17 protein-coding genes are annotated in these 22,137 nt (G+C 69.8%); 10 read left to right on the forward strand and 7 right to left on the reverse strand.

Translation table 11 applies throughout. The features are described from left to right. Positions 1-204 precede the first annotated feature (204 nt). Complete coding sequence (locus RMP06_RS07610; RefSeq protein WP_310461169.1) at positions 205-915, forward strand: response regulator; 711 nt, start codon at positions 205-207, stop codon at positions 913-915. Continuing rightward, the gene (locus tag RMP06_RS07615) at positions 912-2,345 is read left to right on the forward strand and encodes an ATP-binding protein (protein WP_310461170.1); all 1,434 of its coding nucleotides are present in this window, start codon (positions 912-914) and stop codon (positions 2,343-2,345) included. Before RMP06_RS07610 ends, RMP06_RS07615 begins: the two co-directional genes overlap by 4 nt. On the opposite strand, the gene RMP06_RS07620 is transcribed toward RMP06_RS07615, so the two are convergent. The 4 genes from RMP06_RS07620 to RMP06_RS07635 are packed head-to-tail and all read right to left on the reverse strand — an operon-like array spanning position 2,297 to position 5,687. Continuing rightward, a complete protein-coding gene (locus tag RMP06_RS07620) occupies positions 2,297-3,097 on the reverse strand; it encodes a hypothetical protein (protein ID WP_310461171.1) in 801 nt (266 codons plus the stop codon). The two genes, RMP06_RS07615 and RMP06_RS07620, sit on opposite strands and share 49 nt — an antisense overlap. Beyond that, positions 3,075-4,637, reverse strand: a complete 1,563-nt coding sequence (locus tag RMP06_RS07625) for an ATPase, T2SS/T4P/T4SS family (protein ID WP_310461172.1) — start codon at positions 4,635-4,637, stop codon at positions 3,075-3,077. The genes RMP06_RS07620 and RMP06_RS07625 overlap by 23 nt, the downstream gene beginning before the upstream one ends. Before the next feature lie 7 nt (positions 4,638-4,644). Further along, positions 4,645-5,214 carry a disulfide bond formation protein B gene (locus tag RMP06_RS07630; RefSeq protein WP_310461173.1) on the reverse strand — a complete coding sequence of 190 codons (570 nt, stop codon included), beginning with the start codon at positions 5,212-5,214 and terminating at the stop codon, positions 4,645-4,647. Further along, positions 5,211-5,687, reverse strand: coding sequence for a RidA family protein (locus RMP06_RS07635; RefSeq protein ID WP_310461174.1), 477 nt, complete (start codon positions 5,685-5,687; stop codon positions 5,211-5,213). The genes RMP06_RS07630 and RMP06_RS07635 overlap by 4 nt, the downstream gene beginning before the upstream one ends. A 95-nt stretch (positions 5,688-5,782) precedes the next feature. Here RMP06_RS07635 and RMP06_RS07640 point away from each other — a divergent pair, with 95 nt between their 5' ends. The 8 genes from RMP06_RS07640 to RMP06_RS07675 all read left to right on the forward strand — a co-directional run bounded on the left by RMP06_RS07640 (position 5,783) and on the right by RMP06_RS07675 (position 19,515). Further along, the gene (locus tag RMP06_RS07640) at positions 5,783-8,266 is read left to right on the forward strand and encodes a DNA internalization-related competence protein ComEC/Rec2 (RefSeq protein ID WP_310461175.1); all 2,484 of its coding nucleotides are present in this window, start codon (positions 5,783-5,785) and stop codon (positions 8,264-8,266) included. After that, on the forward strand, positions 8,263-9,711 hold the full coding sequence (locus RMP06_RS07645) for a circularly permuted type 2 ATP-grasp protein (protein WP_310461176.1): 1,449 nt from the start codon (positions 8,263-8,265) through the stop codon (positions 9,709-9,711). Before RMP06_RS07640 ends, RMP06_RS07645 begins: the two co-directional genes overlap by 4 nt. A 15-nt stretch (positions 9,712-9,726) precedes the next feature. Then, entirely contained in the window at positions 9,727-10,683 is a 957-nt protein-coding gene (locus RMP06_RS07650; RefSeq protein WP_310461177.1) for an alpha-E domain-containing protein, read from the forward strand. Between the two features lie 26 nt (positions 10,684-10,709). Continuing rightward, positions 10,710-14,174, forward strand: a complete 3,465-nt coding sequence (locus tag RMP06_RS07655; protein ID WP_310461178.1) for a transglutaminase family protein — start codon at positions 10,710-10,712, stop codon at positions 14,172-14,174. A gap of 41 nt (positions 14,175-14,215) precedes the next feature. Further along, positions 14,216-16,831, forward strand: a complete 2,616-nt coding sequence (locus RMP06_RS07660; RefSeq protein ID WP_310461179.1) for a circularly permuted type 2 ATP-grasp protein — start codon at positions 14,216-14,218, stop codon at positions 16,829-16,831. 8 nt (positions 16,832-16,839) lie between these two features. Beyond that, positions 16,840-17,736, forward strand: coding sequence for a transglutaminase family protein (locus RMP06_RS07665; protein WP_310461180.1), 897 nt, complete (start codon positions 16,840-16,842; stop codon positions 17,734-17,736). 51 nt (positions 17,737-17,787) lie between these two features. Continuing rightward, positions 17,788-18,585, forward strand: coding sequence for a transglutaminase family protein (locus RMP06_RS07670; RefSeq protein ID WP_310461181.1), 798 nt, complete (start codon positions 17,788-17,790; stop codon positions 18,583-18,585). A gap of 105 nt (positions 18,586-18,690) precedes the next feature. After that, on the forward strand, positions 18,691-19,515 hold the full coding sequence (locus RMP06_RS07675; RefSeq protein WP_310461182.1) for a hypothetical protein: 825 nt from the start codon (positions 18,691-18,693) through the stop codon (positions 19,513-19,515). A gap of 16 nt (positions 19,516-19,531) precedes the next feature. Here the strand turns inward: RMP06_RS07675 and RMP06_RS07680 are convergent, their stop codons facing one another. The 3 genes from RMP06_RS07680 to RMP06_RS07690 are packed head-to-tail and all read right to left on the reverse strand — an operon-like array spanning position 19,532 to position 22,118. Further along, positions 19,532-20,650, reverse strand: coding sequence for a phosphotransferase (locus RMP06_RS07680; protein ID WP_310461183.1), 1,119 nt, complete (start codon positions 20,648-20,650; stop codon positions 19,532-19,534). Between the two features lie 44 nt (positions 20,651-20,694). Further along, entirely contained in the window at positions 20,695-21,399 is a 705-nt protein-coding gene (locus RMP06_RS07685) for a Crp/Fnr family transcriptional regulator (RefSeq protein WP_310461184.1), read from the reverse strand. Beyond that, positions 21,396-22,118 (reverse strand): histidine phosphatase family protein, encoded by a 723-nt coding sequence (locus RMP06_RS07690; RefSeq protein ID WP_310461185.1) that lies wholly within the window; start codon positions 22,116-22,118, stop codon positions 21,396-21,398. Before RMP06_RS07690 ends, RMP06_RS07685 begins: the two co-directional genes overlap by 4 nt. Between the last annotated feature and the right edge of the window lie 19 nt (positions 22,119-22,137).

Raw genomic sequence — 22,137 nt, forward strand, 5'->3', positions numbered from 1 at the left:
TGTGAGTTTTTAAGCTCCGTGAATTAACGCTTCAATTCTCCAGTTCCCCCGCACCGTGCCACTCCGGTGGCGCGGGCTTTCAGGCCCGACCCTTTTTTTGGTCGGGCCTTCTTTTTTGGCTCCGCGGGAAATTGTTTCAAACTAAGGTCGCCTTCATTCCCAGCCGGTACCATCGGGCCATTCACTGAGGGATATTTTCAAATCATGCGATTGCTGCTGGCAGAAGACGACCCCTTGCTGGGCGATGGTCTGCGCGCAGGGCTCAAGGCCCTGGGTTTTCAGGTCGACTGGGTCCGCGACGGTGTGGCGGCCGAGCGCGAGCTGCTGAACCAGACCTACACCGCGGCGATCCTCGATCTGGGCTTGCCCCGGGTCGATGGCATGGACGTGCTGCACAACCTGCGCACCCGCGGTGTGGCGACCCCCGTGCTGGTGCTGACGGCGCGTGACGCTGTGCCCCAGCGCATCCAGGCGCTCGACCTCGGCGCGGACGACTACGTGGTCAAACCCGTCGATCTGCATGAACTGGCAGCACGGCTGCGTGCGCTGGTGCGCCGCTCCCACGGTCAGGCGCAGGACCGCCTCAGCTGTAACGGCGTCGATCTGCAGCCCGCGTCCCGGGAAGTCTGGGCCGACGGCGAGATCGTCAAGCTCTCCAGCCGCGAGTTCAGCCTGCTGCATGTGCTGATGCTGCGTCCGGGCCGTGTGCTGACCCGCGAACAGCTCGAAAACCACCTCTACGGCTGGGGCGAGGAAGTGGGCAGCAACACCATCGAGGTCCACGTCCACCACCTGCGGCGCAAGCTCGGCTCGCACCGCATCCGCACCGTGCGGGGTGTCGGCTACGCATTTGCCGCGCAGTCCAGCCCGGCCGCCACTGACCCCGGCGCCGACAGCAGCCTCGCGCCGCTGTGACCGCACGGGTCGCCAGCAGTTCGCTGCGCACGCGGCTGCTGCGGCGGGTGCTGGCGGGGGTGTCGCTGCTGTGGCTGCTGGCGGCGGTGCTGGCCTGGGCCGACACACGCCGCGAACTCGATGACCTGCTGGATGGCCACCTGGCGCAGTCGGCGGCGTTGCTGGTGGCGCTGCAGCTGCAGGATGGCGGTGAGGTCTTGCTGCCGCCGGCCAACAACCTGCACCGCTATTCGCCGCGGGTCGCTTTCCAGGTCTGGCGGGCGGGTCAGCTCGACATGCACTCGTGGAATGCGCCCGCCGAGCCGCTGGCGCCCCTGCAACCCGGTTTCCACGCCACGCGGCTGGCCGGGCGGGAGTGGCGCGTCTTCGCTGCACGACCCGCCAAGTCCGACGTGATCGTGCTGGTCGGCGAGCTGAGCTATTCGCGGGCCGAAATCCTCCAGGCGGTGCTGCGCAGCTCGCTCCTGCCGCTGCTGGTGGCGCTGCCGCTGTTGGGTCTGAGTGTGTGGTGGGCCGTCCGATTGGGTCTCGTGCCGCTGGACCGGCTCGGCAAGGAGCTGGCGGGGCGCGATCCAGCTGCGCTCGACCCCATCCAGATGCACGACGCACCGACCGAGCTGCTGCCGCTGGTGAGCGCCCTCAACGAGCTGTTCGAGCGCACCACTGCGCTGCTGGCGTCCGAGCGGCGCTTCACCGCCGACGCTGCCCACGAGCTGCGCACACCGATCGCCGGTATCCGCGCGCAGGCGCAAGCGGCGCTGGCCGTGCACGACCCGGCAGCGCGCCGCCACGCCTTGCAGTCCACGCTGGTCGGCTGCGACCGGGCCACCCGCCTGGTGCAGCAGCTGCTGACGCTGGCCCGTCTGGAGGCTGAGCCCCAGACCCGACCTGGCCAGGTCGATCTGGTGGTGCTGGCCCGCGACGAGGTGGTCGAGATCGCGTCGGCGGCCTTCGACGAAGGGCAGGAACTCCAGCTGGAGGCGCCCGAGGAGGTGGGCTGGCTGCAGGTGCGGGCCGAGCCGACGCTGCTGGCGGTGCTGCTGCGCAACCTGATCGACAACGCGCTGCGCTACAGCCCGCGCGGGGCGACGGTGCGTGTCTCGGTGGTGCCGGTGATGCCGGACTGGGTGATGCTGGTGGTCGAGGACAGCGGCCCCGGCCTGCCGCCCGAGCATCTGGCACGGCTGGGCGAGCGGTTTTTCCGTGCGCTTGGCAATGAGAGGCCAGGCAGTGGACTCGGCTGGTCCATCGTGCGCCGCATTGCGCTGGCGCTGCACCTGTCGGTCGAGGTGGACCGTTCGCCGGAACTGGGTGGCTTGCGGGTGCAGGTCGGCATGCGGCTGGCGGGTGCCGATCCGGACGAGCCGTTCGAGTCCGCGCCTCAGGGAGCGTCGATGCCGCCGCGCACCGTCTCGCGGTCCCACACGTAGCGGCACAGCGTCTTGCTCTCGGGCAGCAGGTAGATCACCTGGGTCGCTTCGCTGGGTGGGCGGGTCACATCGGAATGGTCGGTCTGGGCCCACGCGGGGCGCAGGCTGCGGCCTTGCGGCGTGCGCGCAAAGGCCCTCAGGCGGCGGTCCAGCGTGGCAGCATCGCCCGGATCAAAGCGCTCCCAGAGCAGGTCCACCGGCAATCCGTTGATCAGGCGGATCAGGGTTGCGCCCTCGTCTCGCAGCAGCGCCAGCACAGCGTCCTCATCGCGGATCTGCCCGCGCAGGCGCTGCCATTCGTCGAACAGCATCGGCTGCATCTCCTCCAGATGGACACCCGCCTGGGACAGGGCGTCGGTCCACGCAGCAAGATCGCCGGCAGTCACCGCGCTCGCCAGCCAGCGGTGGCGCCGGCGCCCCAGCGGCATCAGCATCACGTGGCGCTCGCCCGGCCCGAGCGCCTGGTCGAAGTGGGCGCGGGCCTGCGCGAGCAGCTCGGTGCGCGAGCCCTCGCCCTCGATCAGCCGGTGCAGCACGTATTCGTCGGCGACCCGCAGGCGCGCAATCGACGGCAGCGTGTCCACATCGGCCAGCCGCAGCGCTGCCAGCGCCGCCGAGAGTGCGCTGCCGCCACTGCCGCCGGCACTGGCCGAGGCCTGGCTCTGCTGCGTCCAGCCAGCGCCAAGCAGCTGCGCCTGGCAGCCCCGCATGCGCAGCTCCAGCAGCAGCTCAGACCGCCATCGCAGTGACACGTCGGGCTTCCTCCAGCGAGACGAGCCCGGCACTGACCCAGTCGAGTGCGGCGTCGTGCAGGCCGCTGTAACCATCGCGGACCGCTTCGGCGTTCCATGCCTGCGGTGAAGCCCGCGTGGCGAGCAGGTCCGCCAGCACCGGCGTCAGCGCCAACCAGCGGCTGATCACCTGGCGGCCGAGCTGGCCGGTGTGGTCGCAGTCCGCACAGCCGTTGCCGCGCACTGAGGCCATCTGCCCAGCCCGCATGGGTGTCACCGGGCGGCTGCAGGACGGGCAGTTCAGGCGCAGCAGGTGTTGCACCAGCACACCGCGCAGCCCACCCGCCAGCAGCGCCACCGGCCAGCCTTGGCGCTCCAGCCGCACCAGTGCCGACCACGGGTCCGGCGCCGCCACCGCGAGAACGACTGGGCGGCCCTGCAGCACTTCATCCGCCAGCAGGGCCACCGCTGCCGCGTCGCTCGCTTCGTCGATGAGCAGGTGGTCGGGATCCTGGGCGAGCGCTGTGGCGAGTTCCGCCGCCGAGGGTCGCGCCAGCAGCAGAACCCTCCCGCCCCCTGCGCCCAGCTCCCGGGCGAGTGCCTGCAAGGTGTCCGACTTGCCCGCACCGCGTGGCGAGACCACCAGCGACACTCCGTGCGCCAGCTGCAGGGTGCTGCGCATCCGGGTGAGTGTGGACCCGTCATGGCCCAGCTCGTCGAGGGTGGGGCGGTGGCCTGCAGCAGCGGGCGCCGGCAGATGCAGCACTGCGGCACGTTCGATGCCCCCCGCCGCGGTTTCGCGCGACAGCACCATGACTTGCGCCGTCAGCTGCCGCCCGGCGTGCACGACCGGCAGGTGGCCATCCCGCGTCGCGGCCGCCTGCAAGGCGTCGAACACCGCGTCGAACGAGGGCGCCTGGGCCTCCGCCAAGGCCGGAATGCGGCGCAATACCCCTTCGACGCGCATCCGCCAGGTGCCGTCGGTCGGCGCCCCTGCGTCGGCCTGGAGCCAGTGCACATGGGTGGCGCGGGCGCTCAGGGCCTGGCGCAGCACGCCGTTGATGTGGCGCAGCGCGTCCGATTCGATCGGCACGTCACGCCCGGGTCGACGCACGCCGGTGTGGTGGGCCTCGTCGGCGAGGCGGGTGTGTTCGATGCGGTCGACGAAACCGAGCAGCGCCTGCACCGGTGTGACATACCAGCGGGTGCGCGGGTGGCCGGCGTCGCGCAGCCGTGCTTCCAGCCACAAGCGGTGGTCGCGGTCGAAGGGGTCGGCCAGCACCAGGGCGACAGCGCCGTCGGCCGCACGCAGCGCCACGCACAGGCGCTGCCGGCTGACTTCGAGGGGAATGAGGCGGGTGTCGACCTGTTCGACCGTGGCCCGGCTCAGTTCGGCCGGCGGCATGCCGCTGGCGAGTCCCAGCCAGTCGCGGAAGGCGCCGTCCTGCGCGGACGGCGGCACGGGACGGTGGGTATCGGCGCTGTAACGCCGCATCAGGCGCTGGACGACCCGCTCGGCCTGTTCCTGCGCCACCACCCTGATCTGCTCCTGCTCGCTCATGGCGCCATTAGGCCCCAGTCTTGCGGCCCGCAAGGCCCCGTGCCCACGGGTCCGCATCCCCAGGCTTCGGGGCAAGTGTCGCCCACACCAGCCCGGCCGACAGCACCACCACCAGTCCGAACAGCGCGCAGCTCCACAGCTCGAAGGGCACCCCGAGCAGCGACACCGCCGCATCTGCGCACGACGAGCGCACCTCGAACACCTCCGGTTGCCAGGCGTCCAGGCCGAGACCCGAGACGATCCGATCGGCCAGCGTCATGTCGCACGAGGGCAGCTTGGCGGCCACCAGATGCTGGTAAAGCGCCGCCGCCGCCCCGGACAGGCCGAGCGCCACCATCAGTACCGCAGACAGCCCCGCCGACAGCCGCCCCGCCAGTCCGGCCGGCAGCGCGGCGGCGAGCAGGGCCACGGCGGCGATCAGCAGGTACACGATGCGCTGCAGGATGCACCACGGGCAGGGTTCCATCCCGTGGACATGCTGCGCATAGAGCGCGCCGCCGACGCTGGCCAGACAGGCCAGCGCGACCAGCACGAACGCCAGCCGGGTGTGGCGCTGCAACAGGCGGAGCGGGGTCATTCGGTGGTGGTGATTTCTGCGATCTCGGCGATCAGCTCGATCTCGACGCAGGCGCCCAGCGGGATCTGGGCGACACCGAAGGCGCTGCGGGCGTGCGCGCCGATCTGGTCGCCGAAGACCTCTGCGATGAGCTGCGAAGCGCCGTTGGTGACGAGGTGCTGCTCGGTGTAGTCGCCGGTGCTGTTGACCAGGCTCATCACCTTGACGATGCGGCGCACGCGGCCCAGGTCGCCGACCGCCGCTTGCAGCGTGCCAAGCAGATCAATGGCGATGGCGCGGGCGGCCTGCTGGCCTTCAGCGGTCGTCATGGTCTTGCCGAGCTGGCCGACCCAGGGCTGGCCGTCGCGCTTGGCGATGTGGCCGGTCAGGAAGACCATATTGCCGGTCTGCACGAAGTGCACGTAGGCGGCGGCGGGAATGGCCACGGGCGGCAGCGTGATGCCCAGATCCTGGAGGTGTTGGGAGATGTTCATGGGTATAGGAAGGGGATGGAATGCTGAAGATGAAAAAACGACAGTGGCCGTGGTGTGCCATCTGCACGATCCTACACTGGCCGCAGCCAAACGAAATGAGCGAAGGGGCGGGGGCAATGGGGGCGTCGGGCCGGGGGAGCGTGTGGGCGGCGGTGGGGAGCTTGCTCGGCACGGCGTTGCAGTTGCAGCAGGCCACGCTGGCCGGCTCGGATGGGCGCTGGCTGGCGGTCAGCATGGCGCTGGGGTTGGTGGTGGCGGGTCGGGCGGCCGGCTGGACGGCAGGGTGGCGGGCCGCGGTGTGGATCCTGCCGGCGGTGACCTTGTGCGCAGGGTCGCTGACCGATTGGCGCGCCGAGCAGCGGCTGGCCGACCGGCTGGACCCGGCGCTGGAGCGGCAGACGCTGTCCGTCACCGGTGTGGTGTCCGGTTTGCCGGTGTGGCGGCCGGACGGGGTGCGCTTCGATCTGGAGGTGGACCGTCCAGACGCTCCGGCGCCCCAGGGCGTACCGTCCCGCCTGAGTCTGGCGTGGTACCCCGCAGGCGAGGCGGCCAGCTTCACGGCGAAGACCATGCCCCGCGCCGGCCAGCGGTGGCGCCTGTCGGTGCGGCTGCGCTTGCCGGACGGGCTGGTCAACCCGCACGGGTTTGACACGACGCTGGCGCTGTTCGAGCGCGGGGTGGGGGCGGTGGGCACGGTGCAGGGCGCCGAGCTGCTGGCGGAAACCGGCCGTGAACTGGTGGACCGCCTGCGCCAGGATCTGCGCGACCGCCTGCGCCGCCAGTTGGGGGACACGCCTGCCGCGGGGCTGCTGGCCGCCCTCGGTGTGGGTGACCAGGCGGCGATCGAGCGTGGGGACTGGGCCGTGTTCCGCACCACGGGCGTGGCGCATCTGGTGTCGATCAGCGGGCTGCACGTCACCTTGCTGGGCTGGCTGGGCGGGGTGGTGATCGGGCGGTGCTGGCGGCTGCGCAGTGGGTGGCTGCTGGTCCGGCCGGCGCCGGTGGTGGCGCGCTGGGGCGGGCTGGCGGTGGCGGTTTGCTATGCGCTGCTGGCGGGCTGGGGCGTGCCGGCGCAGCGCACGGTGCTGATGCTGGCGATCGTCGTGTGCTTGCGCAGCGGGGCGCGGCGCTGGTCGGGTGCGCGCATCCTGCTGGCGGCCGCGGTGGGTGTCGCCCTCTGGGATCCCTGGGCGATGCTGCAGGCAGGGTTCTGGTTGTCGTTTGTCGCGGTGGGGCTGTTGATGCTGGGCGGTTCGCCGTCCGACAAGGCGCCGCGCCGCGACTGGCGCGCGCACTCGCTGCACGAATTGCGCAGCCTCTGGCGCACGCAGTGGGTCGTCACGGTCGGGCTGGCGCCGTGGACGCTGCTGTTCTTCCAGCAGGTGTCGCTGGTTTCGCTGCTGGCCAATGCGGTGGCGATTCCGGTGGTGACGCTGCTGATCACGCCGCTGGCGCTGCTGGGGCTGCTGTTCGCGCCGCTGTGGGGCTGGGCGCTGCCGGTGGTCGATGTCCTGATGCGGGTGCTGCAGGCGCTGGCAGCGTGGCCCTGGGCGAGCGTTCATCTGCCCGCCGTGCCCTGGTGGGCGCAGGCTCTGGGCGTTGCCGCCGCTGCCTTGCTGGTGGCGCCTCTGCCGGTGATGCAGCGACTGGCGGCCATGCCGCTGCTGCTGCCGATGCTGTGGCCCGCGCTGCCCGTGCCGCCGCAGGGCGAGTTCGAGCTGCTGGCCGCCGACATCGGCCAGGGCAACGCTGTCCTCGTGCGCACGTCCGGCCATGCCCTGCTCTACGACACTGGCCCCGCCTACGGCCGCCACGGCGAGGCGGGCAACGCCGGCGAACGTGTGCTGGTGCCGCTGCTGCAGGCGCTGGGTGTGCGCTCGCTCGACCAACTGATCGTCAGCCACCGTGACACGGACCACAGCGGTGGCGCGGACGCGGTGCTGCGGGCGCTGCCGGTGGGGCTGGTGCAGAGTTCGCTGGAGCCGGGGCATCCGCTGCGCCAGCGCGCGCCGCACCAGCGTTGCACCGCCGGCACGCGCTGGGTGTGGGATGGCGTGCGCTTCGAGGTGCTGCATCCCGAGGCCGCCGACCATGAGCGAACGGGAATCGCCGTCCTGCGCCCCAACGCGGTGTCGTGCGTGCTGCGGGTGGAGTCGGCGAGCGGGCGGGCGGCGCTGCTGACCGGAGACATCGGGATCGACCAGGAACTGCGCCTGGTCATCCGCCAGTCAGCGCGCCTGAAAGCCGATGTACTGCTGGTGCCGCACCACGGCAGCGGATCCTCGTCCACGCTGTTTTTTCTCAAATCAGTGCAGCCGACCTGGGCTATCGTGCAGGCAGGGCGGCACAACCGCTACGGGCATCCGGCACCTGCGGTGATGGCGCGTTACGACGCACAGGGCATCGCGGTGGTTCGGACGCCCCAATGTGGTGCATGGCACTGGCGCAGTGCCGACGGCACACAGGAGTGCGCACGCAACCAGCGTGTCCGCTACTGGCATCGGGTCGAACCTGTGGCGCGCGCAGTCGATGGCCCTGATATTGCTAAGTCTGTTCTCAACGATCCACCACACCCATGAGACCGATGTTCGACGAAATGAATTCCACCGATGCCGCTGCCCCTGGCGCTGCGGTGCGGGAACACTATCGGACCTATGCGCGCTGGCTGGCCCAGCAGCCGCCTGAGGTGATGCATGCACGGCGCGAAGAGGCGGAGATGATCTTCCGGAGGGTCGGGATCACGTTTGCCGTCTACGGCGACAAGGATTCCGGCGAAGGCACCGAGCGGCTCATCCCGTTCGACCTGATCCCCCGGGTCATTCCCGCCCACGAATGGCGCGAGATGGAACAGGGGCTGAAGCAGCGCGTCACGGCGCTCAACCGCTTCATCCACGACGTGTACCACGGGCAGGAGATCGTCAAGGCGGGCATCGTGCCGGCCGACCAGATCCTCTCCAACGCGCAGTTCCGCCCCGAGATGATCGGCGTGGACGTGCCTGGCGGCGTGTACTCGCACATCTCCGGCATCGACATCGTGCGGGCGGCCAATCCGGATGGCAGCGGCAACTACTACGTGCTGGAGGACAACCTGCGCGTGCCCAGCGGCGTGAGCTACATGCTGGAAAACCGCAAGATGATGATGCGGCTGTTCCCGGACCTGTTCGCGGCGCACCGCGTCGCTCCGGTCGCGCACTACCCGGACCTGCTGCTGGAGACGCTGCGCGAGGTCGCCCCGAACGGTGTGAACGACCCGACAGTCGTCGTGCTGACCCCCGGCATGTACAACTCGGCCTACTTCGAGCATGCGTTCCTGGCGCAGCAGATGGGCGTCGAGCTGGTCGAGGGCCAGGACCTGTTCGTGAAGGACAACTTCGTCTTCATGCGCACCACGCGCGGCCCGAAGCGCGTGGACGTGATCTACCGCCGGCTGGACGACGATTTCCTCGATCCGCTGGTGTTCCGCCCGGACACGACGCTGGGGTGTCCGGGGCTGCTGTCGGTCTACCGGGCCGGCAATGTCACGCTGTCGAATGCGGTCGGTACCGGGGTGGCGGACGACAAGTCGATCTACGCCTATGTGCCCAAGATGATCGAGTTCTACCTGGGCGAGAAACCGATCCTCAACAACGTGCCGACCTACCTCTGCCGCGAGCAGGACGACTACCGCTACGTGCTCGACCACCTGGACGAGCTGGTGGTGAAGGAGGTCCACGGCGCGGGTGGCTACGGCATGCTGGTCGGCCCGGCGTCCACCAAGGCCGAGATCGCCGCGTTCCGCGCGCAGCTCGTCGCCAATCCGAGCAACTACATCGCCCAGCCGACGCTGAGCCTGTCCACCTGCCCGACGTTTGTCGAATCGGGTGTGGCACCGCGTCACATCGATCTGCGACCCTTCGTACTGTCGGGCAAGACGGTGCAGATGGTGCCGGGAGGCTTGACCCGCGTGGCCCTCAAGGAAGGCTCTCTGGTGGTCAACTCGTCGCAAGGCGGTGGCACCAAGGACACCTGGGTGCTTGAGGATTGATGAGGACTACACCAAATGCTGTCACGCACTGCTGATCACCTGTTCTGGATGTCGCGCTACATGGAGCGCGCCGAAAACACCGCCCGGATGCTGGACGTGAACTACCAGACCGCGCTGCTGCCGCAATCGACGGCGGTGTCGGAGCTGGGCTGGCGCGGCCTGCTGAGCATCTCCGAGCTGAGCGGCGATTTCGAGCGCCGCTACGGCGAAGTCACTGCCAAGAGCGTCATGGACTACATGGTCCGCGATGAGCGCAATCCGTCGTCCATCTTCTGCTGCCTGCGGGCGGCGCGGGAGAACGCCCGTGCCGTGCGCGGCGCGCTGACCACCGAAGTCTGGGAAACCACCAACCAGACCTGGCTCGAATTCAACCGCCTGCTGCGCGAGAACACCTTCGAGCGCGACCCGAGCGCGCTGTTCGAGTGGGTCAAGTTCCGCTCGCACCTCTCGCGCGGCGTGCAGGTCGGCACCATGCTGCAGGACGAGTCGCTGCACTTCGTGCGCATCGGCACGTTCCTGGAGCGGGCCGACAACACAGCCCGCCTGCTGGACGTCAAGTTCCACGCCGTCGAGAGCGATTTCTACGGCGCCGCCGATGCCCGCGATCAGGAATACGACTTCTACCACTGGTCGGCGATCCTGCGCTCGGTGTCCGGCTTCGAGGTCTACCGCAAGGTCTACCGCAACGTGATCCAGCCGGAGAAGGTGGCCGAGCTGCTCATCCTGCGCCAGGACATGCCGCGTTCGCTGGCCGCCTGCACCCAGGAAGTCGTCGTCAATCTGAAGCTGGTGGCCCCCGATGCCACGTCCGAGACCCTGCGCCGCGCGGGGCGGCTGCACGCGGACCTGGAATTCGGTCGCATCGACGAGATCCTGTCGACCGGCCTGCATGCCTACCTGACGCAGTTCCTCGACCGCGTTGGCGATCTGGGGGCCGGCATCAGCCGCGATTTCCTCGTGGCCGTTCACTGATACAAGAATCCAGAAAGCACTCTCCCGTGTCCATCCACGTCGCGCTCAGTCACGTCACCCACTACACCTACGACCGCCTGGTCAACCTGGCGCCACAGATCGTGCGCCTGCGACCGGCGCCGCACTGCCGCACGCCGATCCTGTCGTACTCGCTGCGGGTCGAGCCAGAAACCCACTTCATCAACTGGCAGCAGGACCCGTTCTCGAACTACCTCGGCCGCCTCGTCTTCCCGGAGCCGACGCGCCACTTCAAGGTCACCGTCGATCTGGTGGCCGAGATGTCGGTCTACAACCCGTTCGACTTCTTCCTGGAGCCGAGCGCCGAGAACTACCCCTTCGTCTACGAGGACGGGCTGAAGCAGGAACTGGCGCCGTACTTGGTGCCCGAGCCCGCCACGCCGGCCCTGCAGGCGTTCGTGGACTCGATCGACCGCAAGGAAGTGCGCACGATTGACTTCCTCGTCGGCCTCAACCAGCGGCTGCAGGGCGACATCCAGTACGGCATCCGGCTGGAGCCTGGGGTGCAGACGCCGGAAGAGACGCTGACGCTGAAGTCGGGCTCCTGCCGTGATTCGGGCTGGCTGATGGTGGAGACGCTGCGCCACCTGGGGCTGGCGGCGCGTTTCGTGTCGGGCTACCTGATCCAGCTGAAGTCGGACGTGAAGGCCCTCGACGGCCCGAGCGGCACCGAGGTGGATTTCACCGACCTGCACGCCTGGTGCGAGGTCTACCTGCCCGGCGGGGGCTGGATCGGCCTGGACCCCACGTCGGGCCTGATGGCCGGCGAAGGCCACATTCCGCTGGCCTGCACGCCGCAGCCGTCGAGCGCGGCGCCGATCAGCGGGGCCGTCGACAAGTGCGAGGTCGAATTCAGCCACGAGATGCGGGTCACGCGCATCTGGGAATCGCCGCGGGTCACCAAGCCCTACACCGAGGACCAGTGGGGCGCGATGCTGGCGCTGGGCGAGGCCGTGGACGCCGAGCTGGTCGCGGGCGACGTGCGCCTGACGATGGGCGGCGAGCCGACCTTTGTCTCGGTCGATGACCGGGACGGCGCCGAATGGAACACCGATGCGCTCGGCCCGACCAAACGTCTCTATGCGCAGGAACTCGTGCGCCGCCTGCGTGACGAGTACGGGCAGGGCGGTTTCCTGCACTTCGGCCAGGGCAAGTGGTACCCGGGCGAGCAGCTGCCGCGCTGGGCACTGTCGATCTACTGGCGCAAGGACGGTCAGCCCTGCTGGCACAACCCCGAGCTGTTCGCCGACGAGCGCGATCCGCACCAGTACACCGCCGAGGACGCACAGCGGTTCATCCGCCACCTCAGCGGCAAACTCGGCATGACCGATGCCCATGTGCAGACCGGCCACGAGGACACCTGGTACTACCTGTGGCGCGAGCGCCGCCTGCCGGTCAACGTCGATCCCTTCGACAGCCGGTTGGACGACGAGCTGGAGCGGGTGCGCCTGCGCCGGGTGTTCGTGCAAGGGCTGGAGGCGCCGATCGGCTATGTGCTGCCGCTCAAGCCGGCCGAATCGCTGGAGCTGGATGGGCCGCGGTGGGTCACAGGGCCGTGGTTCTTCCGCGATGAACGCATGTACCTGGTCCCCGGTGATTCGCCGATGGGCTACCGGCTGCCGCTGGACTCGCTGCCCTGGGTGGGCAAGCAGGACTATCCGTACCAGATCGAGCAAGACCCGTTCGCACCGCGGGATGCGCTGCCGACCGCGGTGCAGGTGCGCTATCAGTCCACGCTGAATGCCGCCGACTCCACCCGTGTGGCTGGCGTGGCAGGCGTGGGTTCCCGCCTGCGCGGGAATGACGGGGTGGGTGGGGTGGGTCCGCTGTCGCCCCTGTCTGCGCTGTCGTCGCTGTCGGCGGAGGAACTGGCTCGCCATCCGCAGCGCTTCGAGTCCGCGCACTGGATCACCCGCACTGCGCTGTGCGTTGAAGTCCGCGACCCGCGCCGCGCCAATGGCCCGAAGGCCGAGGCGGTGGGTCAGGCATCGGGCGTGCTCTACGTGTTCATGCCGCCGCTGGCCCGGTTGGAGGACTACCTCGACCTGCTCGCCGCAGTCGAAGCCACGGCCGCCGATCTGCGCGTCCAGATCGTGCTCGAAGGCTACCCGCCGCCGCGCGATCCGCGCCTGACGGTGCTGCAGGTCACGCCGGACCCCGGTGTCATCGAAGTCAACATCCACCCGGCGCACAGCTGGCGCGATCTGGTGGCGCAGACCGAGTTCCTCTACGACGCCGCGTGGAAAACCCGCCTGTCCACCGAGAAGTTCATGCTCGACGGCCGCCACACCGGCACCGGCGGCGGCAACCACATGGTCATGGGCGGCGCCACGCCGGCGGATTCGCCGTTCCTGCGCCGGCCGGACCTGCTCGCCTCGCTGCTGACCTACTGGCACAACCACCCGAGTTTGAGCTACCTGTTCTCGGGCATGTTCATCGGCCCGACCAGCCAGGCCCCACGGGTCGACGAGGCCCGCAACGACCAGATCTACGAGCTGGAAATCGCGCTGGCCGAGATCGAGCGCAACAAGGCGGTCTACGGCGCCGACATGCCGCCGTGGCTGGTGGACCGCACGCTGCGCAACGTGCTGATCGACGTCACCGGCAACACGCACCGCAGCGAGTTCTGCATCGACAAGCTGTATTCGCCGGATTCGTCCACGGGGCGGCTGGGTCTGCTGGAGCTGCGCGCCTTCGAGATGCCGCCGCACGCGCGGATGTCGATCGTCCAGCAACTGCTGCTGCGCACGCTGATCGCCCGGTTCTGGAAGGCGCCCTACCGCGCGCCGCTGGTGCGCTGGGGCACGGAGCTGCACGACCGCTTCCTGCTGCCGACGTTCGTGAAGATGGACCTCGACGACGTGATGGCCGACCTGCGGGCGGATGGCTATGCCTTCGATGCGGCGTGGTTCGCGCCGCACATCGAGTTCCGCTTCCCGAAGGTGGGCGAGATGTCGGCGCGGGGCGTTCACCTGACGCTGCGCAGTGCGCTGGAGCCGTGGCACGTGATGGGCGAGGAGGGTGCGATCGGTGGCACGGTGCGCTATGTCGATTCGTCGCTGGAGCGCATCGAGGTGCGGGTCACCGGGCTGGTCGATCCGCGCCACGTCGTCACCGTCAATGGCGAGCCGCTGGCGCTGCAGCCGACCGGGCGGGTGGGCGAGTACGTGGCCGGCGTGCGCTACCGCGCGTGGCAGCCGCCGACGGCGCTGCACCCGACCATCGGCGTCCACGCCCCGCTGACCTTCGACCTGATCGACACCTGGAACCACCGTTCGCTGGGCGGCTGCCAGTACCACGTGGCGCATCCTGGCGGACGCAACCACGAGACCTTCCCGGTCAACTCGTTCGAGGCCGAGAGCCGCCGTCTGGCGCGCTTCTTCGCGATGGGCCACACCCCGGGCAAGGTCGTGCCGGGCGTGGCGCAGCGCAGTCTGGAGTTCCCGTTCACGCTGGACCTGCGCCGGAGTTGAGGCTGTGCTGAGGCCGCGCTGATTCGGGGCATGATGCGGCCATGCAATCGAGTCTCCTTCCCGATGAAGCGCCCGAGGCCGCCGTCCTGGCGGCCTCCTCCGCCCTGCATGGCACACCGGGACACCGCGACGAACTGCGTGGTGCCCTGACGGGTGCGCCCGGTGCGGCGGGTCCACTCAATCTGGCGCCAGTCTGGACACGCTTCTTCAACGCCAACGGCACGGCCGGTTGGCTGGACCTTGCTGCGCGCCTCGCGCGCGTGCAGCGCCGCGTACGCGAGGATGGCGCGACCTACAACGTCTACGCCGAAGGCGGTGACAGCGCCCGCTCCTGGCCGCTGGAGTTGCTGCCGCTGCTGATCACGCCGCAGGAGTGGACCCGCATCGAGGCGGGTGTGAAGCAGCGGGCACGGCTGCTCGACGCCGTGCTGGCGGACATCTACGGGGCGCAGGATCTGCTGCACGACGGTTTTCTGCCACCGTCGCTGGTGCTGGCACATCCGCAGTACCTGCGGCCGATGCACGGGGTGAAACCGGCCGGTGGACGTTGGCTGCAGATGGTGGCCTTCGATCTGGCGCGCCGGCCCGACGGGCAGTGGCGCGTGGTCGGCCACCGCTCGCAGGCGCCGTCCGGCCTGGGCTATCTGCTGGAAAACCGGCTGATCATCGGCCAGCAATTCCCCGAGGCCTTCCGCGAACTCAAGGTGCAGCGGGTGGCCTCGGCCTTTCGCGCGCTGATGGACGGCCTGCTGCGCGTCAGTCCGGCGGGCGAGCGCTCGCGCGTGGCGCTGCTGACGCCGGGGCCGCGCAACGAGACCTACTTCGAGCACGTCTTCCTCGCCCGCTACCTGGGCGTGACGCTGGTCGAGGGCTCGGACCTGACCGTGCGCCACCAGAAGGTCTACCTCAAGACGCTGCACGGGCTGGAGCGTGTCCACGTGCTGCTGCGCCGGGTGGACGACGAATGGCTCGATCCGCTGGAGCTGCGCGGCGATTCGGCGCTCGGCGTGCCGGGGCTGGTGCAGGCGGTGCGGGCGGGCGAGGTGGTGGTGGCGAATGCGCCGGGGGCGGGGGTGCTGGAGAGTCCGGGCCTGAGCGCGTTCTGGCCCGGGGTGGCCAAGCGCGTGCTCGGCGAAGAGCTGCTGTTGCCGGCGCACACGAGCTGGTGGTGCGGCGAGGCCAGCGTCTGGGCCGCCAACCGCCGCAAGCTGCGCGAGTTCGTGATCGTTCCGACCTTCTCGTCCAGCGCGGTGACGGCGCATTTCGCGCCGGTCATGGCCAGCACGCTGGATGCCGAGGCCCTGTCCCAGTGGGAAGCCCGCATTGACGCCGATCCTGCCGCGCACACGCTGATGGCGCCAGCCCGACCGTCGGAGTTGCCGGTGTGGCACGCCGGGCGGCTGGAGCCGCGGCCGGTGGTCGTGCGGGTCTTTGCGATGTCGGACGGCGAAGGTGGCTGGTGTGTGCTGCCAGGTGGGTTGACGCGGGTGGCCAACCGGCGTGCGGCGGAGGGGCTGGGCAGTGGTGGCACGGATGCCTATCTGTCGATGCAGGCCGGCTCGGCCAGCACCGACACCTGGGTGCTGACCGATGGCAAGGTCGATGCGACCACCTTGCTGCCCCGGCCGCTGGAGCCGGCCGAATTGGCGGGCTGGCGGCGCGTGATCACCAGCCGCGCCGCCGAGAACCTGTTCTGGCTGGGTCGCTACACCGAACGCGCCGAGAACTCGGTTCGGTTGGCACGACTGACGCTGGAGGCGCTGCCTGCGGGCAGCACCGGCGTGCTGCAGGTGATGCATGGCCTGCTGGTGCGCCACGGCATGATCCCGGCGGCGGTGCCGCTGCCGGCGCATCCGTCGGGTCAGGCGGCGCGGGTCTTCGAGCGTTCGCTGGTCCATGCCATGGGCGACCCCAGCGCGGGGGCCAGCGTCGCGTTCAACCTGCAAGCCCTGCGGGGCTGTGCCGAGGCGCTGCGCGAGCGGCTGTCCACCGAGCACTGGGGCCTGATCAAGGACTTGAGCGAGCTGTTCCCGCGCAAGCTCGCCGCCATCGAGTCACGCGAAGGGCACGAGCCGCTCAGCGACGTGCTGGGCGTGCTCAACCAGGCGGCGCTGCACCTGGCCGCCATCACCGGCGCCCAGACCGACCGCATGACCCGCGACGACGGCTGGCGCCTGCTCAGCGTGGCGCGCCAGATCGAGCGGCTCGACATGCTCGCCAATGCGCTGGCCACCGGGTTCAAGGCCGGCCTGACGGAGACGGACGATGGCTTCGCGTTGCTGCTCGGGCTGTTCGACTCGACCATCACCTACCGGGCGCAGTTCCAGGCCCGGCGCGAGGTGCCGCCGCTGTTGCACCTGCTGGTGCTCGACAGCGATAACCCGCGCTCGCTGGCCTGGGTGGCGCGCACCCTGAGGGAGCGGCTGCGCAAGCTTGCACGCCACGATCCCGTCTGGGCCGAAGAGATCGTGCAGGCCCTGCCGCGGCCCGAAGACTGGTCGCTGGATGCGCTCAGTACCCGCGATGCCGACGGGCGTTACACCGCCTTGCTCGACGCGCTGCGGACCTGTTGCACCTCCGTGCTGGGTTTGTCCAATGAAATCAGCCGCCACCTGTTCTCGCATGTGGGGCCAGCCGACCGAACCGTATGGCAGTGAATCCGGCCGTGACGCTGCGCGTCCTCCACGAAACCGGCTACGCCTACGACGCGCCGGTCGAACTTGCCCACCACCTCGGCCACCTGCGCCCGCGTGACACCCCGCTGCAGCGGGTGCGCAGCTGGGAGCTGTCGGTCACGCCGCCGCCGGACGGGGGCCTGCACCAGAGCGTCGATCCCTGGGGCAACCACCGGGTGAGCTTTTCGCACGCGCGGGTGCATGCGCAGTTGCTGGTGGTGTCGCGCTTCGTGACCGAGATCGACCCGCTGCCCCGGCTGCGTCCGGAGAGCAGTCCGCCGTGGGAAGCGGTGGCGGCGCGGCTGCGCTACCGGCCCGGTGCCGGTTTCGACGAGGCGGTGGAGTTCACGCTCGGCTCGGCCTATGCCCCCCGCGAGGCTTCGCTGGCGCGCTTCGCCACAAGGGTCTTCCGGCCCGGCACGCCGTTGCTGGTCGGTGCGCTGGCGATGATGCACCTCATCTTCCGGCACTTCACCTACCAGCCGCTCGCTACCTCGGTCAACACCCGGGCCCCGGAAGCTCTGGCGCAGCGGCAGGGCGTTTGTCAGGACTTCGCCCACGTCATGATCGGCGCGATGCGTTCGATCGGACTGGCGGCGCGCTACGTCAGCGGCTACCTGCTGACCCACCCGCCGCCGGGCCAGCCGCGGCTGATCGGCGCCGATGCGTCGCACGCCTGGGTGTCGGTGTGGTGCCCGGTGCATGGCTGGGTGGCGCTGGATCCGACCAACGCCGTGCCCGCCGGCACCGACCACGTCACGCTCGCCTGGGGGCGCGACTATGCCGACGTTGCCCCATTGCGGGGCGTGATCCGCGGCGGCGGGCGGGCTGAGCCGCGGGTGGCGGTGACGGTGGAGCCGCTGGACGCCGTGATCGAGTCCGAGTGACGCCCGGGGACTTGGCGTGACGGTTTGGCCCGTGTCTTGCAAGATGCAGGTGTGAAGTACCAGATCCGCCACCGCACCCACTACCGCTACACCCAGCCGCTGCGCAGCGCTGTCCAGACGCTGTGCCTGACGCCGCGCCACACCGACACCCAGCACGTCCACCACTGGCAGCTCCAGTCGCCCACACCGTTGCAGCCACAGACCGATGCCTGGGGCAACCACAGCCATGTGCTGGCCGTGGGGGCCGGGGCGCGGATGCTGCAGTGCGAGGCGACGGGGATGGTCGAGACGCTGGGCACCCCGTTGCAGTCCGATCCACTGGGTCCGGATCCGCGGCTGTATCTCATGCCCTCGGCGCTGGCCCGGGCGGACGACGCACTGCGTCGCAGCGCGCTGGCTGCCGTGCGCGGGGTGGAGGGCCGTCAGGCACAGGCGCTGGCGCTGACCGCGCTGGTGGCCGAGTGCGTGCGCTACCAGCCTGGGCGCACCAACGCGAACACCACCGCGGCCGAGGCGTGGCTAGGCGGGGTCGGTGTCTGCCAGGACCAGGCGCATGTGCTGGTCGCCGCCTGCCGGGCCGTGGGTTTGCCGGCTCGGTATGTGAGCGGCTATTTCCATGCACGTGGTGGGCCGGAGCTGGCCAGCCATGCCTGGGCCCAGGTCTGTCTCGATCCGGCAGAGCGGCGCTGGCTGGGTTTGGATGTGACCCACGGCTGTGTGGTGGACGAGCGCCATGTGCAGATCGCCGTGGGGCCGGACTACGCCGCGTGTGCACCCGTGCGCGGGGTGCGCAGTGGCGGCGGCGGCGAGCAGCTCACCGTGTCGGTCGAGATCATCCCGCAGGACTGACCTGACCCGATCCGGGCAACTCCCGAACAGCTACAGTTTTCCTGGGCTGCCGTCGATATGGGTGCATCGGTGAGTCTTCACCGTCCCAACGACACCGCCACCGCCATGATCAAAGCCCTGCAACGTCTTCAGCGACTGCTGGGGTCGCGCACCGAGACGACCACTGACACGCAAGTGCTGGACGAGTGGGCCGAGGCCCGCGGGCACCGGCTCAAGCGGGTGCGCCGCGGCGAAGGACGTGTGGTCGAATTCGACTGGGAAGGTCGCCGCGGCCGGCTCGAATGGGGCCCCACCAAGCGCGCCTACATCCTCGAACGGGAACTGCGCGTGTGCATCGAGGCCGGTTTGCCGCAGCACCTGGAGATCCTGCTGATGTCGCGTTCGCTGGCGCAGCGGCTCGACAGCCAGGCCTACCAGACCCTGGTGCAGGACCACCAGACCGGCATCGACACGACGCTGCCAGAGGAGGTGCGCTGGCTGTCGATGCTGGAGCGGGTGCCGGTGCCATCCACCGTGGCGGGCTACGTGATGCTGTCCTCGTCGCCGCCCCACGCCCAGCGCTGGCTGGAAGGGGATCTGCTCAGCCGTGTCAGCCGCGCTGCGCACAACTGGCTCGGCGACGACGCACCGCTGGTGCTGATGACGCTGCGCGGCCGGATTTATCTGCGCACCGAGGCGCAGGTGACGGAAGCCGCCATGCTCGACGGCGCCTGCAACCTCGCCGAAGCGGCGGCGGCCTCGGCACGGCAGCTGATGAACAAGGCGGCATCCACCGCCAATGCCACCGTGGTGCGGGAGGTGTCCAGCGGCCGGCTGGTGCATTCTTCGGCGCTCGACGAACCCTCGGTGATGGAGATCCCGATGGACTCCGACATGATGGCGCTCGGCATGCCGTCCCGGATCGGGCCGCACACCGACATTGCCGTGTGAGGCCGTCGAGCGTGCTTCAGGCTGGACTGGCCCCGGCCTTGACCGCATGTTTCCACGCCAGCTCCGCCATCGGCCGTGCCCCGGCGCCGGCCTGGCGTGCCTGCGCACTCGATGCCGTGCCATCGACCACCCGCCGCGCGATGCCCTGCAGGATCGCGGCGATGCGGAACATGTTGTAGGCGAGGTAGTAGTCCCAGTCGGGCATCAGCGCCTCGAAGGTCAGTCCACCGGTGCGGCCTTCGTTGACGCGGGCCAGATAGCGCTGCACGTACTCGGCTTCGGACGGGATGCCCAGCGGCTCCAGCGCGACCCCGCCGATGCCGCGGAAGGTGCCCGGCGGGATGTGCCACGCCATGCAGTGGTAGCTGAAATCGGCGATCGGGTGGCCCAGCGTGGACAGCTCCCAGTCCAGCACCGCGAGCACCCGCGGCTCGGTCGGGTGGAACATCAGGTTGTCGAGCCGGTAGTCGCCATGGGCGATCGAGACCTGCGTGTCGTCGCGGGCGTACGCGGGCAGGTGGGCGGGAAGCCACGCGATCAGCCGGTCCATCTCGGCGATCGGCTCGGTGACCGAGGCGAGGTACTGCTTGCTCCAGCGTGCGGTCTGGCGCTCGAAATAGCTGCCCGGCCGGCCGTAGTCGCCCAGGCCGATCGCCACCGGGTCGACCCGGTGCAGCGCAGCCAGCACGCGGTTCATCTCGTCGTAGATGGCGCCCCGCTCGGCACGGTGCATGTCCGGCAGCGTCTGGTCCCACAGCACGCGGCCGGCGACATGCTCCATCACGTAGAAGGCGCGGCCGATGACGCGCTCGTCCTCGCACAGCAGATGCATCTGCGCGACGGGCACGTCGGTGGCGGCCAGCGCCTGCATCACCCGGAATTCGCGCTCGATGGCGTGTGCCGACGGCAGCAGCTTCGCGGCAGGCCCCGGCTTGGCGCGCATCACGTAGACGGCGCCAGGGGTGACGAGCTGGTAGGTCGGGTTCGACTGCCCGCCCTTGAACTGTCGGACCGTCAGCGGCCCCGCAAAGCCCGGCAGGCGGGCGGCGAGCCAGTGCTCCAATGCGGCGACATCGAAGGCTTGCCCGTCGGCGACCGGGCGGGTGCCGGACTGGGCGGCGGCGTGGGTGTCCATGGCGTCGTGCTCCTGGGGAAGGTGGCGGGGGAGAGACAGTTCGATCAGCGGTCGGCGATGGCCAGCAGCTTGTCACGCGAGAGCACGACCAGCCGTGTCGGCTCCACCCGCACGGCGCCCTCGCGCTCGAAGCCCTTCAGCTCCTGGTTGACGCGCTGCCGCGAAGCGCCGACGAGCTGTGCGAGGTCTTCCTGGGCGAGCTGCAGGCCGATGCGGGTTTCTTCCCCATGCGGGATACCGTAGGCGCGCGCCAGCGTCAGCACCTGCTTGGCGAGCCGGGCGGCCAGCGGCTTGGTGTTCAGATCCTCGAAGGACGCGAACATCAGCCGCATGCGCCGGCAGTTCAGCCGCAGCAGCGCCTCGGCCAGCTCGGCGTGGCGCGACAGCAGGTCGAAGAAGTCGTGCTTGCGCACGATCAGCAGCGTGGTCGGGCCGTGGGTGGTGGCGTCGTGGGTGCGCGGCAGGCCGTCGAAGAGGGCGATGTCGCCGAACCAGGTGCCCGGCTCGACGTAGGTCAGCGTGATCTGCTTGCCCGACATCGACACCGAACTCACCCGCACCGCGCCGCTGGCCACGCCCACCCAGTCGGTCGGCGGTGCGCCACGGGTGGCGACCTGCACGCTGTCTGGGTAGCGGCGGATGATGGTGCGGTTCAGGATGTCCTGGCGCAGCGCGGGCGAGAGCTTCGCGTACCAGGAGCCAGACTCGACGTGGTGGCGTTCTTCGGGGGTCAGGACGGGCGTGGTCATGCAGGGTTCGATTCGGTTCGCAGGTACTGCGCGAGCAGCTTTTCCATCGTGGTCTGGCGCTCACGGTCGTTGAGCCACTGGGTCGGTGACAGGTTCATCGCACGGATGATGGCGTGGTCGTGGCCGATGTCGAGCACGTTGATGCAGGCCGGGGCCTGCTCCATCCGCCCGAAGAAGGCCCGCGTGCCGGCCAGCGCGCTCGACAGCAGCGCCCGGTTCACACCGCCGTGCAGCACCACCAGCGCGGTGTCCCAGTCGCTGCGTCCCAGGAAGCGCGCCCAGGCCGGCAGGCAGCGGTCGAGCAGCTCGCCCACGCTTTCGCCCCCGAGGAAGCGGTGGCCTTCGGTGGCATCCAGGGTGCCGTCGCTCTCGAAGGCGCCGAGAAAGGCCGCACGCACCGCGTCCTTCGGCAGGTCCGAGAGGCGGCCAGGGCGGATTTCCTGCAGCGCCGTGTCGGTCTCGATGGCGGTGTCCGATCCGGCGGCGGCGAGCACACGCTGTGCCGTCTCCACTGTGCGCGGCAGGCCGCTGACCAGCACGCGGTCGAAGCGCACATTCGACGCTGCGAACAGCGCGCCCGCGCTGTCGGCCTGCGCGCGGCCGGTGGCATTCAGCGGCACGGTCTCGGGCGGCACGGGCGTGCCGTCGTCGAGGAAATAATCGACCGAGCCGTGGCGCATCAGGTAGAGGCGGCGGCGTGGCGTGGGAGTCTGGGTCATGTCGGATCCGGTCAGCGGG

The organism is Sphaerotilus sp., from assembly GCF_031429695.1.
Taxonomy (GTDB): Bacteria; Pseudomonadota; Gammaproteobacteria; order Burkholderiales; family Burkholderiaceae_C; genus Sphaerotilus.